Here is a 14,188-nt window from a genome sequence, read left to right as displayed (position 1 = left end):
AAGCTCGGTGTCCATGCGGCGTTCCCAAGGGCTGCGGGCGGTCGACGGCCGAATCCGGGTTCAATCCACGGGGTCGTCGTTCGGGTGGCGGAACAGCTCGATCAGGTCCGGCGAAGGCGGCCAGTCCAGGTTCAGCCCGCGCGGGGGAATCGGCTGCTGGAACCATTTGCCGTACAGGCGCATGGCCTCGCCCGAGCGCATCAGCCCGGCCAACGCGGCGTCGACGATGCGCTTGAGCTCGCGGTCGCCGCTGCGCATCATGCAGCCGTACACCTCCGACGACATCGGCGAGCCGACCACCACCCAGCGCCAGGGATGCGCCGACTTGGCGCGCTCGCCGTACAGCAGCGCGTCGTCCATCATGAACGCGTCCACCCGGCCGGCCTCCAGCAGCGCGAAGGACTCGCCGTGGTCGCGGGCCACGACGATCGTGAACTTGTGGCCGATGCTCTCGTTGAACAGGCGCAGCAGCCGCTCCGAGGTGGTCGCGGCGGTGACCACCACGCGGCGGCCGGCCAGGTCCGGGAAGTCGCGGATGCCCGAGTCGCGCGCCGTCATCAGCCGCGTGCCGATGCGGAAGATCGACACCGAGAACGCGACCTGGCGCGCGCGCTCGCGGTTGTGCGTGGTCGAGGCGCATTCGATGTCCACCGCGCCGTTCTGCACCAGCGCCATGCGGTTCTGCGGCGTGACCGGCACCAGCCGGATCGTCAGCGCCGGCAGCTTCAGCTCGCGCTTGATCGCGTCGAGCACCTGCAGCATCAGCTCGTGCGAGTAGCCGACCACCTGGCGCCGCTCGTCGTAGTAGGAGAACGGCACCGAGGATTCCCGGTGGCCCAGGTTGATGGTGCCGGTGTCGGCGATGCGCTTGAGCGTGTCGACGGGCTGCGCGGCGGCCAGGCCGGCACACAGCAGCAGCGGGACGAGGACGGTCGAAAGACGCAGCATGGGCAGGCGTGGCGCGCGGAAACGGGGCCGGGATTGCACGCGCCGTGCCAGGGCGTCGGCCCGCCCGCCCCCATGCGGCGGCACGGTGCGCAGGCCGGCGCACGGACGGATTTCCGCCCCCGCCGGCCCGGCGCACACGGAAATCCGTCCGCGCCTCACCGCGCCGGGGCCGCCGCGGCGGCATCGGGCCGCGTGTCGCAATCGCCCTTGAACAGCTGCCGCCCGTCGTCGCGCACCAGCCGCGCGGTGCGCTTGCGCCGGTCCACGCGCCACTGCGCGCCGGTGCCGAACACGACCTCGTCGCCGGCCAGGAAGCCCGAGCTGAGCCACTGGCCGTTCACCGCCACGGCCTGCTCGGCGACGCTCCAGCGCACCTCCACGCGGCGCGGCGGCCGGCCCGAGTCCGGCTGCATCGTGCAGTACAGGCTGGCGCCGTCGGCCGGGCCGCCGTGCGCGGCCAGTTCGGCCGCGATCTGCGCGGCGCGGCCCGGCGCGCTGCTGGCCCGGCAGGTGAACGCGGCCACGAAGGCGGTGCCGTCCATCACGTGGACCGCGCCGAAGGCCAGGCCGGCCGGGTCGATCGCGCCGCTGCGCCGCGGCGGCTGCGCGAAGGGCTGCTCCGGCTCCAGCCGGCCCGAGGGCATGACCGAGGACAGGATCGCGATGCGCCGCGGCTCGCGGCAGTCCACCACGTAGTTGGCATAGCCCACCAGCGGCGCCGGCCGGTGCGCGTTGACCAGGAAATAGGTGCCGGCCACGTGGTCGCGGTCCACCACGTCCAGCGCGATCGCGTCCACGCCGACCAGCATCTCGTCGATGCGCTGGACCAGGTGGAACGGCGGCTGCTGGGCGCGCGGCGCGGTGGCGGCAAGGGCCAGCGCGAGACAGGGCAGGAGGCGGCGGATCGGCATCGTCGGCGAAGGCGGGAAACGCGGCGGATTCTCGCCCAGGGCGGCGCACGGCTCTTGCCGCCGTCGCTGCAGGCAGCGCACACGACGCCCGGCGCCCGCACCGTCAGCCGGCTTCGGCATCGGCGGAAGACGACGACCGGGCGGCCACAGACGCCGCCCCCGAGGGCACGCCGCGCTTCAGCCCGGCCGGACCGGACACAACGCGCCGTCGCGTACGCCGGCGCCTCGCCGGCCCCGGGGCCATCCTGCTCTGGCGATGGCGATGCACCGCCACGCCCACGACCTCAGTAGGAGCGCGGCATGCCGAGATCGTGGTTGGCGACGTAGTTCAGGATCATCTCCTCCGACACCGGGGCGAACTTGAACAGCCGGCAATCCCGCCACAGCCGCTCGACGTCGAACTCCTTGGCGTAGCCCATGCCGCCCATGGTCTGCATGGCGCGCTCCGTCGCCCGGGCAGTCGCCTGCGCCGCGAGCAGCTTCGCCGCATTGGACTCGCTGCCGTAGGGCAAGCCCCTGTCGAAATTGGTCGCGGCCTTGTAGTTGAGCAGGCGCGCGGCTTCCACCTCGACATGGCACTGCGCCAGCGGGAACTGGATGCCCTGGTAGGCGCCGATGGGGCGGCTGCCGAAGACCTTGCGGTCCTTGGCATAGTCGACCGCCAGGCGGATCGCCAGGTCGCCGGTGCCCACCAGGCCGGCGGTCGTGACGATGCGCTCCGTGTTGAGCACGTCCAGGAGTTCACGCCAGCCCTTGTGCAGCGTCCCGACCAGTTCGTGCGCCTCGACCCGGACGTTGTCGAAGAAAACGCTGCTCGAATCCAGCGTGCAGGTCCCCAGCTTGTCGATGGGGGCGTGGGTCAGGCCGGCGCGCTTCACGTCGATCATGAACATCGACAGGCCGTCGGTCCTCGACGTGGCCTCGGAGAGCTTCGAGGTGCGCGCCACGACGAGCATCTTGTCCGCCGACGCCACGCCGGTGATCCAGATCTTCTGGCCATTGAGGCGCCAGCCGGAGCCATCCGCCGCCGCGAACGTCTTCATCTCCAGGGTGTTGGTGCCCGCGTCGGGCTCCGTGAGGGCCATGCAGCAGTTGATCTTCCCCGCGATGATCTGGGGCAGCAGCTCCCTGCGCATCGCCTCGCTGCCGAAGCGCGACAGCGACACCCCGCCGAAGATCGGGTTGATCATGAACAGCTGCCCGACGGTGGAGCCGCCGCCGGTCGCGGCCAGGCTCTCGACGATGAGCGCCATTTCCATCATCCCCAGGCCGCTGCCACCGTGCTCGCCGGGAAGCGCGACCCCGCACAGCCCGGCGTCGCACACCGCCTGCCAGTACTCCCGGGGGAACGTCTTGGCGGCATCGAGCCTGCGCCAATACTCGGCACCGAATCGCCGCCCGACCTGCCGGGCGGATTCGACGATCATCTTCTGTTCGCTGTCCAGTTGGAAGTCCATACCGTCTCCATGAAAAATTGACGCAAGAGATCCCGCAGGGACGATCCCGCTAGATGTGAATCGGCCGACCGAACGCCGCCAGCACGGATTCGTGCATGGCTTCGGAGATCGTGGGATGGGGAAAGACCGTTTGGATCAACTGGTCCTCGGTCGCCTCCATGCTGGCGGCCAGCGTGAAGCCGTGGATGAGCTCCGGGGCGTCCGGCCCCACGATGTGCGCGCCCAGCAGCTCCCCGGTCTCTCCGTCGAAGATGGTCTTCACGAACCCCGACGGCTCGCCGATCGCGATGGCCTTGCCGTTGGCCTCCAACGGGAACCGCCCCACCCGGACCTTCGGGCGCTGCGCGCGGGCCTGCTCCTCGGTCAGCCCCACGCCGGCACTCTGCGGATGGCTGTACACGCAGCTCGGAATGAGAGGATGCGCATGCGCATCCACCGGCTGCCCGGCGATGCGTTCGGCGCAGGCCATGCCCTGGTGGATGGCCCGATGGGCCAGCATGGGCGCCCCCGTGACATCGCCGATGGCATGCACCGCCGGATCCGCCGTGGCGCCTGCAGCGTCGGCCACGACGAAGCCGCGGTCCACCCGCACCCCCGTGTGCTCCAGGTGCAGCGCCTCGGTGTTCGCGGCCAGGCCGATGGCCACGAGCACACGCTCGGCCTCCAGCGTCTCGCGCCCCGCAGGCGAGGCGATCTCCAACCGCACACCGCCATCGTCCAGCGTGGCCTTCGAGACGGTGGCGTTCAGCCGCACCGCCACCCCGTCCCGCTGGAACGACTGCTCGACGAACCGCGAGACGTCGGCATCGCTGGACGGCAGCAGCCTGGGCTGCGCCTCGACCAGCGTGACCCGGGTGCCCAGCGTCGCATAGAAGCTGGCGAACTCCATGCCGATCGCGCCGGCGCCGACGACCACGAGCGTCCTGGGCAGCGCGGGTGCGGCGAGCGCCTCCCGGTAGCTCCACACCCGCGCGTGGCCGAAAGGCAGGCCGGACAAGGGCCGCGCGCGCGCACCCGTGGCGATGACGACGTGGCGCGCCTGGATGCGCTGCGCATCGCCCCCGGCCAGGCGCACCTCCACGGCCCCCGCGGAAGAAAACGCGGCCTCGCCCTGCAGGACGGTGACGCCCGCCTTCCGCAGAAGATGCGCGACCCCCCTGTTCAGGCGCTGCGCGACCTCCCTGGACCGCGCCACGACCCGGCCGAAGTCCACGCCGGCCACCTCGGCCGATATGCCCAGCGCGCCGGCATGGCGGAACTGCCGCAGCACGTGCGCGGTATGCAGCAGCGATTTGGTGGGAATGCACCCCCAGTTCAGGCAGATGCCGCCCAGGCTCTCCCGCTCGACCAGCGCCGTGCGCCGCTGCAGTTGCGCCGAGCGCAAGGCGGCGGTGTATCCGCCCGGCCCGCCGCCGATCACCAGCGTGTCGAATTCCGTCGTCGTCGCCATCAGCTCACCAGCAGTTCGAGGGGGTGCTCGAGCGCCCGGACGACGCGCTTGAGGAATTTCAGGGCGCGAACCCCGTCGAGGACGCGGTGGTCCGCCGAAAGGACCATGCCCATCTCGTGGCGGACCGCGGGCCGGCCCTCCGGGTCCGGCCTGAAGACGCCGCGTATGCTGCCGACGCCCAGGATCATGGCCTGCCCGGGGTTGATGATGGACGCCATGTACGTGACGTCGTGCATGCCCGCGTTGGAGACGGTGATGGCGCCCCCGCGCATGTCCTCGGCGCTCAAGCGCCCGGCTTGCGCCCGTGCCGCGGCCTCCACCGCGTCGCGGGCGACCGCGGCGAGGGGGCGGCGCCCCGGTGCGCGGAGCACGGGCACCATGACGCCCCGCGCGGTATCGACGGCCATGCCGACGTCGGCATCCGCCAGTGTCAGGATGCCGTCGGCCGTCCAGACGCTGTTCAGCTCGGCAAGCTCCGCCAGGGCCCGGCCGACGGCGGCGACGATGAAGTGATTGACCGTGAACCGGACATCGGATTGCGCGGCATTCAGCTCGGCGCGCAGCTTCTGCAGCGCCGAGACCTCGGCCTCGACCGCGAGATAGAAATGCGGAATCTCCTGCTTGGCCTCGACGAGGCGGCGCGCGATCGCCCCCTCGATCGAGGTCGCCGGACGCAGCGCCCCCTGCGGGCGACCGCCCTGCCCGGCAGGGCCCGCCCCCACGGGCATGGCTGCGGCGCCGGGCGTCCCCGGAATGTCCCTCGCCCGTATGCGGCCCCGGGGCCCGCTGCCGGCCACCGCGGCAAGATCGATGCCGCGCTCCCGCGCGAGGCGCCGGGCCAGCGGCGTCGACAGCAGCCGCCCGGACGGGCTCGCAGGGGCCGGGCCGGCGGATGCCGCCGTGCGCGCCTCCGCCGCCGGCGCCGCGATGGGCGGCGCGGCGAGGCCGGCGGGCGCCGGCGCGGCGGCAGCGGACTCGGACGTGGACGTGACGGCATCGCCGGCCGCCGGCGACGGGGCCAGGCCATCGTCCCATTGGCCGATCACGGTGCCGACCGTCAAGGTGGCACCCACCTCGGCGGCGATGTCGAGCAGCGTTCCATCGGCCTCCGCAGGAACCTCGACCGCGGCCTTCTCCGACTCGATCACGAACAGGCTCTGGTCGATCTTGAACGCCTGGCCCGGCTTGACCAGCCACTCGACGAGCGTGCCCTCGGTCATCGTGAGCCCGAGCTTGGGCAACAGCAGATCCCGCCGCATGTCTCAGCGCCCGGTGAAGGTGGCGGGACGCTTTTCCAGGAAGGCGCGGCAGCCCTCGTGTGCATCGCGGCTGTCGAGCACCAGGCCGATCACGGCCTGCTCGTGGGCCAGGGCCGAAGGCAGCGGCATCTCCAGGCCATCGCGCAGCGCCCGCTTGAGCAGCTTCAGCGTCAGCGGGGATTTCTCGGCGATCTTCCCGGCCATGGCCATGGCCTCTTCCAGCAGCGACGCGCGCGGGACCGCCCGGTTGCACAGGCCGAGCGATACGGCTTTCTCCGCGCCGATCTGCTCGCCGCAGAACATCAGCTCCTTGGCCTGGCACAGCGGGATCTGGCGGATCAGGCGCTGCGAGCCGCCCGCACCCGGAAACAGGCCCAGGGTGATCTCGGGCAGCCCCAGCTTCGCCTCCTGCGCCACCAGGCGGATGTCCAGCGTCAGCAGCAGTTCCGTGCCGCCGCCGAGGGCCCAGCCGTTGATCGCGCCGATGGTCGGCTTGTCGCAGAGCTCGAAGCGCCGGAACACCCGGTGGATCACTTCCGCGAACTCCTGGTAGTGGTCCAGGCCCTGCCGGCTGTCCAGGTCGGCGATGTCGCCGCCCGCCACGAATGCCCGGTCGCCGGCGCCGGTGACCACGACGACGCGCACGCCCTCGTCCCGTTCGAAATCCGTCAGCGCGGACTCGAGCGCCAGCAGGGTCTCGATGTCCAGTGCGTTGAGCGTCTTCGGCCGGTTGATGGTCAGCACGCCGATGGCGCCGCGGCGCTCGCTGACCACCCGTGCGTTGAACTCGGTCATGAATACCTCCAAGCGTTTCAGTTGAGAACCTTGCGGGCAGCGGCCACCACCTTGGCGACGTCCACGCCGTAGCCCTGTTCCAGGGAGCTGGCGAACGGGGCCGGCATGAAGGGGGCGCCGACCCGCAGCACGGGCGCGTCCAGCTCGTCGAAGCCCTTGTCGGAGAGGGTGGCGGCAATTTCCGCGCCGACGCCGAAGGCCGTCACGGCCTCGTGCACGACGACGGCGCGGTGCGTCCGGGCGAGCGAGGCCAGCACGGTGCCCTCGTCCCAGGGCTGGATGGAGCGCAGGTCGATCACCTCCGCCTGCACGCCTTCGTTCGCCAGCGCCTCGGCGGCCTGGAGGCAGGTCGCGACCGTCGCGCCGTAGGTCACGAACGTCAGGTCGCGCCCCGGCCGCACCACGCGCGCCTCGCCGATCCGGCCGACGCGGGGCTCGACCGTCCCTTTCTGCGCATAGAGCCCCTTGTGCTCGACCACGATCACCGGGTCGGGGTCCGCGATCGCGGCGCGCAGCAGGGAATAGGCGTCCTGCGGATTGGAGGGACACACCACCTTCAGCCCGGGAACGTGGGCGAGCCACGCTTCGAGGCACTGCGAGTGCTGCGGCCCCGCGCTCAGGCCGCCGCCATGGGGCGTCCGCAGCACCATGGGCACGCTCCCTTGCCCGCCGAACATGAACCTGGCCTTCGCCGCCTGGTTCACCAGCGCATCCATGGCGAGCGTGATGAAGTCCATGAACATGATCTCGACCACCGGCCTCAGGCCCGTCAAGGCGGCGCCGACCGCCGCGGACGCGATGGAGGCTTCGGAGATCGGGGTATCGCGTACGCGCTCCGGCCCGAACGCCTTGAGCAGTCCCCGCGTGGCCTTGAACGAGCCCTCGGCCTCCGCGATGTCCTCGCCCAGGAAGACGACACGCTCGTCCTGCGCCGCCGCGTCATGCAGCGCCCGCGCGACGGCCTGGACGTACCGCATTTCCTGTGTGGATGGCTGGCGCGCGCTCATCGAACTTCTCCCGGGGTGTAGACATCGGCCAGCGCTTCCGGAAAGGTCGGCAACGGTGCGCCGCGCGCGATGCCGATGGCCGCGTCCACACGCTCCTGCACCGCGGCTTCCTCGGCCTCGAGTTCTGCGGCAGGCACGCCGTGCCGGACCAGGCGGGCGCGCAGGCGCTCGATGGGATCGACATCCGCCACCCGCGCCAGATCCGAGGGGTCGCGGTACTTCTGGGGGTCGCCTTCGAAGTGGCCCCGCACGCGGCACGTCGTGCATTCCAGGACCTGCGCACCCTCGCTCCGCGCCCGGCCACGGGCCTGGCGGGCGGCCTCGACCACCGCCGTCACGTCATTGCCGTCGACGCGCGCGAAGCCCAGGCGGAATGCGCCAGCCAGGTCCTCCAGCTTCGGCGCGAACTGGCGCTCCGTCGGCGAGAACTCGCTCCAGCCGTTGTTCTCGCAGACCAACAGCAGCGGCAGCTTCCACAGCGAGGCCATGTTCAGCGTCTCGTGGAGCACGCCCTCCGCCATGGCCCCGTCACCGAAGTAGGCCACGGCGATGCCTCCGGTCTTGCGCACCTGGTGCGCCAGCGCGCTGCCCAGCGCGATCGGAATGCCCGCGCCCACGATGCCGTTGGCGCCGAGCACGCCGAGCCGCAGGTCGGCGACGTGCATGGACCCGCCCCGCCCCTGGCAAAGCCCGCCGGCCTTGCCCATGATCTCCTGGAAAAAGCCGGCCAGGTCGAGACCCCGCGCCAGGACGTGCCCATGGCCTCGGTGCGTCGTCGTCAGCGTGTCACCCGCTTCGAGCACGCTGCCGACACCGACCGCCACGGCCTCCTGCCCCAGGCTCAGATGGATGAACCCCGGGACCTCGCCGTCCGCGAACAGACGGCTCAGCGCCAGTTCGACCCGGCGGACCAGCACCATTCCCCGGAACAACGGCAGCGACTCCGTCGCTTCTTCTTGCGCAGACATTGGATGGCTCACTCCCAGCAGAGGAACCTCGACCAGGCAGATGCTGCGAACTGGTCGTGGCAACTTACGAATGATGAATCGTGATTCATTTTTAGAGTGTAAGCACCCTCTTCCCGTCTCAAGCCCCTGGAAAACCCTAGGCGTTGTCGAGGTCCAATGCGCCCTCTCCCCTTGGCGCCAGGGCCCGCCCTGCATCTGCATACCCAGGGTTAACCCGGGGGAGAAATCCGATCATCCGGCGAGAAAATGAACGGTGAGTCATCATTCTTTATGGCGATCCATGAGATGAGGAGCGACGCAAATGAGTGCACTGGATGGACGTATCGCAATCGTGACGGGCGCCGCCCGTGGCATCGGCCTGGAGACGGCCCGGCAGCTGGGGCGGGCCGGCGCGCAGGTGGTGCTGGCCGACATCCAGCCCGAAGGGGGCCGCACAGCCGAGGAGGCGCTGCGGGGCGAGGGCCTCGCCGCCACCTACTTCAAGCTCGACGTGAGCATCGAGTCCGACTGGGAGGCGATGTTCCAGGCCGTCGGCACCCGGCTGGGCCAGCCCACCATCCTGGTCAACAACGCAGGCGTCTTTACCTCATCGCCCATCGAGCAGACGTCCATGGAGACCGTCACCCGGCTGATGCAGATCAATCTCGGCGGCGTCTTCCTGGGCACGAAGCACGCCATCCGGGCGATGCGCGGCACGCCGAAGGCCGGCCCCTCGGCCTCCATCATCAACTTGTCGTCGACCGTCGGTCTGGTCGGCTCGCCGTTTTCGTCCATCTACAGCATGACGAAGGGCGGAGTGCGGCTCTTCACCAAGTCGACGGCCCTGGAGGTGGCGGAGCTCGGCTACCACATCCGCTGCAATTCGGTCCACCCCGGCGTGGTCGCGACGGACATGGGCGACATGGTGGCCCAGCGCGTCATCAATTCCGGGGTGAAGCCGGAAGACGTTCCCGCGATTCTCGCGGCCAGGCACCCGATCGGCCGCATCGCGCAACCGGCCGAGATCGCCGCGGCCATCGTCTTTCTCGCCTCGCCGGCCTCCTCGTTCATGACGGGCTCCGAAGTCGTCGTGGACGGCGGCTGGACGGCCCGCTGACCGCGCACGATGCGTGGCCCTGGACGCCAGGGCCTGCCCCTCGACGAGACCACAAGACTCGAGCATGAACGACAAGCTGAACGAGAAGTACGCGCTGGCAACCGGCCGACTGATCATGACCGGCGTCCAGGCCCTGGTACGCCTGCCCCTGACGCAGCATCGGCTGGACCAGGCCAGGGGGCTGAACACCGCGGGCTACATCTCCGGCTATCGGGGCTCCCCGCTGGGCATGTACGACGCCGAGCTGGGCAAGGCCAAGGCGCTGCTCGATGCCGCGCGCGTCAAGTTCGTGCCCGGCGTGAATGAGGATCTCGCCGCCACGGCGGTCTGGGGCTCGCAACAGGCCGAGGTCGCAGGCGAAGGGCTCTACGACGGCGTGTTCGGGCTGTGGTACGGCAAGGGGCCGGGCGTCGACCGCTCCGGCGATGCCTTCCGCCACGCCAATCTGGCCGGCTCGTCACGGCACGGCGGCGTCCTGCTGGTCATGGGCGACGACCACACCTGCGAGTCCTCCTCCACCTGCCACCAGTCCGAGTTCGCATTGATGGATGCGCACATCCCGGTGCTGGACCCGTGCGGCGTCCGGGAAATCCTCGAGTACGGCCTCTTCGGCTGGGCCATGTCGCGCTTCACGGGCTGCTGGGTCGGGCTGAAGTGCGTCAAGGAAACCGCCGATGCCACCGCGTCGTTCCACTTCGACGAATCCGCCCTGGCGATCGTCGAGCCGGCCATGGCGGACCTTCCGGCGGATGGCCTGAACATCCGGCTGCCCGACACGCCGCATGCGCAGGAAGTGCGCATGCAGCGCCACAAGCTGCGCGCCGTCCATGCCTTCGTCCGCGCCAATCGGCTGGATCGCGTGATCGCCGAGAACCCGGGCGCCCGGATCGGCATCGTGACGCACGGCAAGTCGTACCTGGACGTCCTGCAGGCCTTCGAGATCCTCGGGTTTCCCGAGGAGAACATCGCCGACGCGGGTGTCCGCCTGCTCAAGCTGGCGTGCACCTGGCCCGTCGAGCCGGAGATCGTCCGGGACTTCGCGAGCGGGCTCGATCTCCTCATCGTCGTCGAGGAGAAAAGAAGCCTCGTCGAAGCGCAGATCAAGGACATCCTGTACGACACGGGCAGCCCGCCGCGGATCATCGGCAAGCGCGATGAACACAAGCAGGTCCTCTTTCCGGTCGAGATGGCGCTGGATCCGGTCCAGATCGCCGTCGCGCTGGGCAGGCGCCTTCCCATCCACGCGCCCGCGCTGGCCGACCGGCTCGCATCGCTCGACCGCATCCTGACCCGCGAGCCTCTCAAAGAGGCGATGGCACGTTCGTTCTACTTCTGCGCGGGCTGTCCGCACAATTCGTCGACCGTGCTACCCGAAGGGAGCAAGGGCTACGCCGGCATCGGCTGCGCCTGGATGTCGCAGTACATGGACAGGAACACCCTCGGCTTCACGCACATGGGCGCCGAAGGGCTCGCCTGGGTCGGGGAGCAGCCGTTCTCCAAGCGAACCCACATGTTCCAGAATCTCGGAGACGGCACGTACTTCCATTCCGGGATTCTCGCGATCCGGGCCGCCGTGGCCGCCAAGGCCAACATCACCTACAAGATATTGTTCAACGATGCCGTGGCCATGACCGGCGGGCAACGCCACGACGGGCCGCTCTCGGTGCCGTTGATCGCCGCGCAAGTGCAGGCGGAGGGCGTCAAGGACATCGTCGTCGTCACCGACGATCCAGGGAAATACACGAAGGGCGATGCCCTGCCCGGCGGCATCCGGGCGTACCACCGCGACGAGCTCCAGCGCATCCAGACGGAACTGCGGGCGATTCCGGGCGTGACGGCCCTGATCTACGACCAGACCTGCGCCGCCGAGAAACGCCGGCGGAGAAAGCGCGGCGAGTATCCCGACCCGGCCAAGCGGTTCGTGATCAACGAGACCGTCTGCGAAGGGTGCGGCGATTGCGGCAAGAAATCGAACTGCGTCGCCGTCGTGCCCGTGGAAACGGATCTCGGGCGCAAGCGCGCCATCGACCAGGACGCCTGCAACAAGGACTACTCCTGCAACAAGGGCTTCTGCCCGAGTTTCGTGACCGTCTACGGCGGTAGCCGGCGCAAGCAGACCGGCACCGGAGCGGATGCGCTGGCCGAACACCTTCGCGAGCCGACCTTGCCGGCGCTGTCCTCCGGCTCGTACGCCATCATCCTCACCGGTGTCGGCGGCACCGGCGTCACGACCGTCTCCGCGGTCCTGAGCATGGCGGCCCATCTCGAAGGCAAGGCCACCGGCGGCCTGGACATGGCCGGGCTGGCGCAAAAGGGGGGCGCCGTCTGGACCCACCTGCGCATCGCGGCGTCGGACCAGCACATCAACGCCATCCGGGTTCCGCCGGGGGGCGCGGACCTCATCGTCGGCTACGACATGGTCGTCGCCTCCCAGGCGAAGACGCTCGCCACGACGCTGCGCGGCAAGACCCGGCTGGTGGTGAACAGCCATCGGATCATGCCCGGGGAATTCACCCGCAAGCCCGACCTCGTCTTCCCGATCGATGCGCTGCGCATGCAGATCACGAAAGCCGTCGGGAACGGCTACGTCGACTTCATCAACGCGACCCACATCGCCACGACCCTCTGCGGCGACTCGGTGGCCACCAACTTCTTTCTGATCGGATTCGCCTACCAGCTGGGCTTGCTGCCGCTCCATGCCGAATCGATCCAGCGCGCGATCGCGCTCAACGGCGTCGCGGTGAAGATGAACCAGGACGCGTTCACCTGGGGACGGCTGGCGGCGCAGGACGGCGAAGCGGTGGAAAGCGCCATCAAGAAGGTCCGGGGAGTCCCACCCCACCAGGCCAATTCACTGGACGATCTGATCGAAGTGCACAGGAAGTTCCTGACGCAATACCAAAATCAAGCCTACGCCCAGAAGTATGAACGGCTGGTACGCCGCATCAGCGAATGGGAAGCACGGAACTTTTCCGCAAGCACGCGCTTGAGCCTGGAGGTCGCGCGCTCGTACTTCAAACTGCTGGCATACAAGGACGAGTACGAAGTGGCCCGGCTGCACAGCGATCCGGCCTTCCTGGAAAGAATCAACCGCGAGTTCGAAGGCGACTTCACCCTCAAATTCAATCTCGCCCCTCCGGGCATTGCCAAGGTCGACCCCATTTCCGGAGAACCGAGGAAGATCGAATTCGGAGGCTGGATGCTGCCTGTATTCCGCGTCCTCGCCCGGCTCAAATTCCTTCGAGGCACAGCCTTCGATCCCTTCGGCCACACCGCCGAACGCAAGATGGAACGCGCCCTCATCGGCCGCTACGAGGCGACGGTGGAAGCCATCATGATGGAAGTCCGCGACGAGGCATCGTTCGAACAAGCCGTGCGCATGGCGAAGATCCCTCAAAGCATCAAGGGCTATGGCCACGTGAAGGACAAGGCGTTCAAAGACGTTGATTTGCGATGGAACGACGCGCTGCTGAAATCCACCACGGAGCAAGAAGCGCCCCCGAGAAAAGAGGTCGCATCGCTGTAGCCGGCCGCCTACGCAAGCGCAGGGATCGCCCCTACGCCCGGAAGGCTGCGGCGAACAGGGGGCTCCGTCTCGGAATCCCCCATTCGCCCTCTACATCAGCGCTCTGCGTTTGAGATCCTGCGCGTCCCGGCCTCCTGCGTGCCGACGCAGGAACCGGCAAAGATGCCCTGGCGAACGAGTTTCATGTATGCGTCCACCACCCACGGCGGGATCTTCTTCTTTTGGCCGGTCCCGTAGACATACCGCCATGCAAGATAGCTTCGGGCCGCCATGAGGACAAACGCCACGACTTCGAGCTCCTCCATCTCGAAGGCCGGCAATTCCCCATGCTCCTTGGCATGCTTCAGAAAACTGACGTAGCCGTTGGAAACCAGTTGCAAATGAGCCTCGAACGCTTTGGGTGCGAAACTCTCCGCTTCATTCAGAATCCTGAAGAAATATGGATGTTTTTCCTGGAAAGAAAAAAAAGCCGCAAAGCTTTCCCGCTCCTTGCCCTCGGCGGTCGATTCATTCTTGGCGCACTCCCTGACGTATTCCAGCAACTCTTCCCCAAGGGCGGGAAGCAGCTGATCGAAAATATCCTGCCGGCTCGAGAAGTGATTGTAGAAAGTGCCTTGCGCAACACCGGCCCTCTGCGTGATCAGCGAAATGGACGCATTTTGGTATCCGACTTCCCCGACGATCTCGGCCGCCGCCTTCAGCAAGGCCATGCGAATAAGACGACCACGCTCCGAGCGTGAATCAGCGTCTCGCCAATCCAATTTTTTCTGT

At 68.7% G+C, this 14,188-nt stretch carries 11 protein-coding genes; 2 read left to right on the top strand and 9 right to left on the bottom strand.

Going from position 1 to position 14,188, the window contains the following annotated elements; translation table 11 throughout:
• Positions 1-60: 60 nt before the first annotated feature.
• The 8 genes from QM782_RS11885 to QM782_RS11850 form a co-directional block, all read right to left on the bottom strand.
• The gene (locus tag QM782_RS11885) at positions 61-948 is read right to left on the bottom strand and encodes a transporter substrate-binding domain-containing protein (RefSeq protein WP_415203119.1); all 888 of its coding nucleotides are present in this window, start codon (positions 946-948) and stop codon (positions 61-63) included.
• A gap of 155 nt (positions 949-1,103) precedes the next feature.
• Positions 1,104-1,859: a hypothetical protein gene (locus QM782_RS11880; RefSeq protein ID WP_415203118.1), complete on the bottom strand. Its 756-nt coding sequence runs from the start codon at positions 1,857-1,859 to the stop codon at positions 1,104-1,106.
• Positions 1,860-2,143: 284 nt separating this feature from the next.
• The gene (locus QM782_RS11875; RefSeq protein ID WP_415203117.1) at positions 2,144-3,316 is read right to left on the bottom strand and encodes an acyl-CoA dehydrogenase family protein; all 1,173 of its coding nucleotides are present in this window, start codon (positions 3,314-3,316) and stop codon (positions 2,144-2,146) included.
• 49 nt (positions 3,317-3,365) lie between these two features.
• Entirely contained in the window at positions 3,366-4,766 is a 1,401-nt protein-coding gene (gene lpdA / locus QM782_RS11870; RefSeq protein ID WP_415203116.1) for a dihydrolipoyl dehydrogenase, read from the bottom strand.
• A complete protein-coding gene (locus QM782_RS11865) occupies positions 4,766-6,025 on the bottom strand; it encodes a dihydrolipoamide acetyltransferase family protein (RefSeq protein ID WP_415203115.1) in 1,260 nt (419 codons plus the stop codon). Before QM782_RS11865 ends, lpdA begins: the two co-directional genes overlap by 1 nt.
• A gap of 3 nt (positions 6,026-6,028) precedes the next feature.
• Positions 6,029-6,820, bottom strand: coding sequence for an enoyl-CoA hydratase/isomerase family protein (locus QM782_RS11860; RefSeq protein WP_415203114.1), 792 nt, complete (start codon positions 6,818-6,820; stop codon positions 6,029-6,031).
• A gap of 17 nt (positions 6,821-6,837) precedes the next feature.
• On the bottom strand, positions 6,838-7,827 hold the full coding sequence (locus tag QM782_RS11855) for an alpha-ketoacid dehydrogenase subunit beta (protein WP_415203113.1): 990 nt from the start codon (positions 7,825-7,827) through the stop codon (positions 6,838-6,840).
• Positions 7,824-8,795, bottom strand: a complete 972-nt coding sequence (locus tag QM782_RS11850; protein ID WP_415203112.1) for a thiamine pyrophosphate-dependent dehydrogenase E1 component subunit alpha — start codon at positions 8,793-8,795, stop codon at positions 7,824-7,826. Before QM782_RS11850 ends, QM782_RS11855 begins: the two co-directional genes overlap by 4 nt.
• Before the next feature lie 301 nt (positions 8,796-9,096).
• Here QM782_RS11850 and QM782_RS11845 point away from each other — a divergent pair, with 301 nt between their 5' ends.
• Together QM782_RS11845 and QM782_RS11840 are read left to right on the top strand one after the other, a co-directional pair.
• Positions 9,097-9,891 carry an SDR family NAD(P)-dependent oxidoreductase gene (locus QM782_RS11845; RefSeq protein ID WP_415203111.1) on the top strand — a complete coding sequence of 265 codons (795 nt, stop codon included), beginning with the start codon at positions 9,097-9,099 and terminating at the stop codon, positions 9,889-9,891.
• Positions 9,892-9,955: 64 nt separating this feature from the next.
• Positions 9,956-13,417 (top strand): indolepyruvate ferredoxin oxidoreductase family protein, encoded by a 3,462-nt coding sequence (locus tag QM782_RS11840; protein ID WP_415203110.1) that lies wholly within the window; start codon positions 9,956-9,958, stop codon positions 13,415-13,417.
• Positions 13,418-13,512: 95 nt separating this feature from the next.
• On the opposite strand, the gene QM782_RS11835 is transcribed toward QM782_RS11840, so the two are convergent.
• Positions 13,513-14,127, bottom strand: coding sequence for a TetR/AcrR family transcriptional regulator (locus QM782_RS11835; protein ID WP_415203109.1), 615 nt, complete (start codon positions 14,125-14,127; stop codon positions 13,513-13,515).
• Positions 14,128-14,188 lie beyond the last annotated feature (61 nt).

Source organism: Pseudorhodoferax sp., assembly GCF_047601025.1.
Classification (GTDB): domain Bacteria; phylum Pseudomonadota; class Gammaproteobacteria; order Burkholderiales; family Burkholderiaceae_C; genus Pseudorhodoferax.
This window is presented reverse-complemented; position numbering and strand designations above follow the sequence as displayed.

Excerpts from the sequence above, each read along its gene's own strand:
- QM782_RS11885 (WP_415203119.1), bottom strand. The coding sequence starts at position 948 with ATGCTGCGTCTTTCGACCGTCCTCGTCCCGCTGCTGCTGTGTGCCGGC.
- QM782_RS11880 (WP_415203118.1), bottom strand. The coding sequence starts at position 1,859 with ATGCCGATCCGCCGCCTCCTGCCCTGTCTCGCGCTGGCCCTTGCCGCC.
- QM782_RS11875 (WP_415203117.1), bottom strand. The coding sequence starts at position 3,316 with ATGGACTTCCAACTGGACAGCGAACAGAAGATGATCGTCGAATCCGCC.
- lpdA (WP_415203116.1), bottom strand. The coding sequence starts at position 4,766 with ATGGCGACGACGACGGAATTCGACACGCTGGTGATCGGCGGCGGGCCG.
- QM782_RS11865 (WP_415203115.1), bottom strand. The coding sequence starts at position 6,025 with ATGCGGCGGGATCTGCTGTTGCCCAAGCTCGGGCTCACGATGACCGAG.
- QM782_RS11860 (WP_415203114.1), bottom strand. The coding sequence starts at position 6,820 with ATGACCGAGTTCAACGCACGGGTGGTCAGCGAGCGCCGCGGCGCCATC.
- QM782_RS11855 (WP_415203113.1), bottom strand. The coding sequence starts at position 7,827 with ATGAGCGCGCGCCAGCCATCCACACAGGAAATGCGGTACGTCCAGGCC.
- QM782_RS11850 (WP_415203112.1), bottom strand. The coding sequence starts at position 8,795 with ATGTCTGCGCAAGAAGAAGCGACGGAGTCGCTGCCGTTGTTCCGGGGA.
- QM782_RS11845 (WP_415203111.1), top strand. The coding sequence starts at position 9,097 with ATGAGTGCACTGGATGGACGTATCGCAATCGTGACGGGCGCCGCCCGT.
- QM782_RS11840 (WP_415203110.1), top strand. The coding sequence starts at position 9,956 with ATGAACGACAAGCTGAACGAGAAGTACGCGCTGGCAACCGGCCGACTG.
- QM782_RS11835 (WP_415203109.1), bottom strand. The coding sequence starts at position 14,127 with ATGGCCTTGCTGAAGGCGGCGGCCGAGATCGTCGGGGAAGTCGGATAC.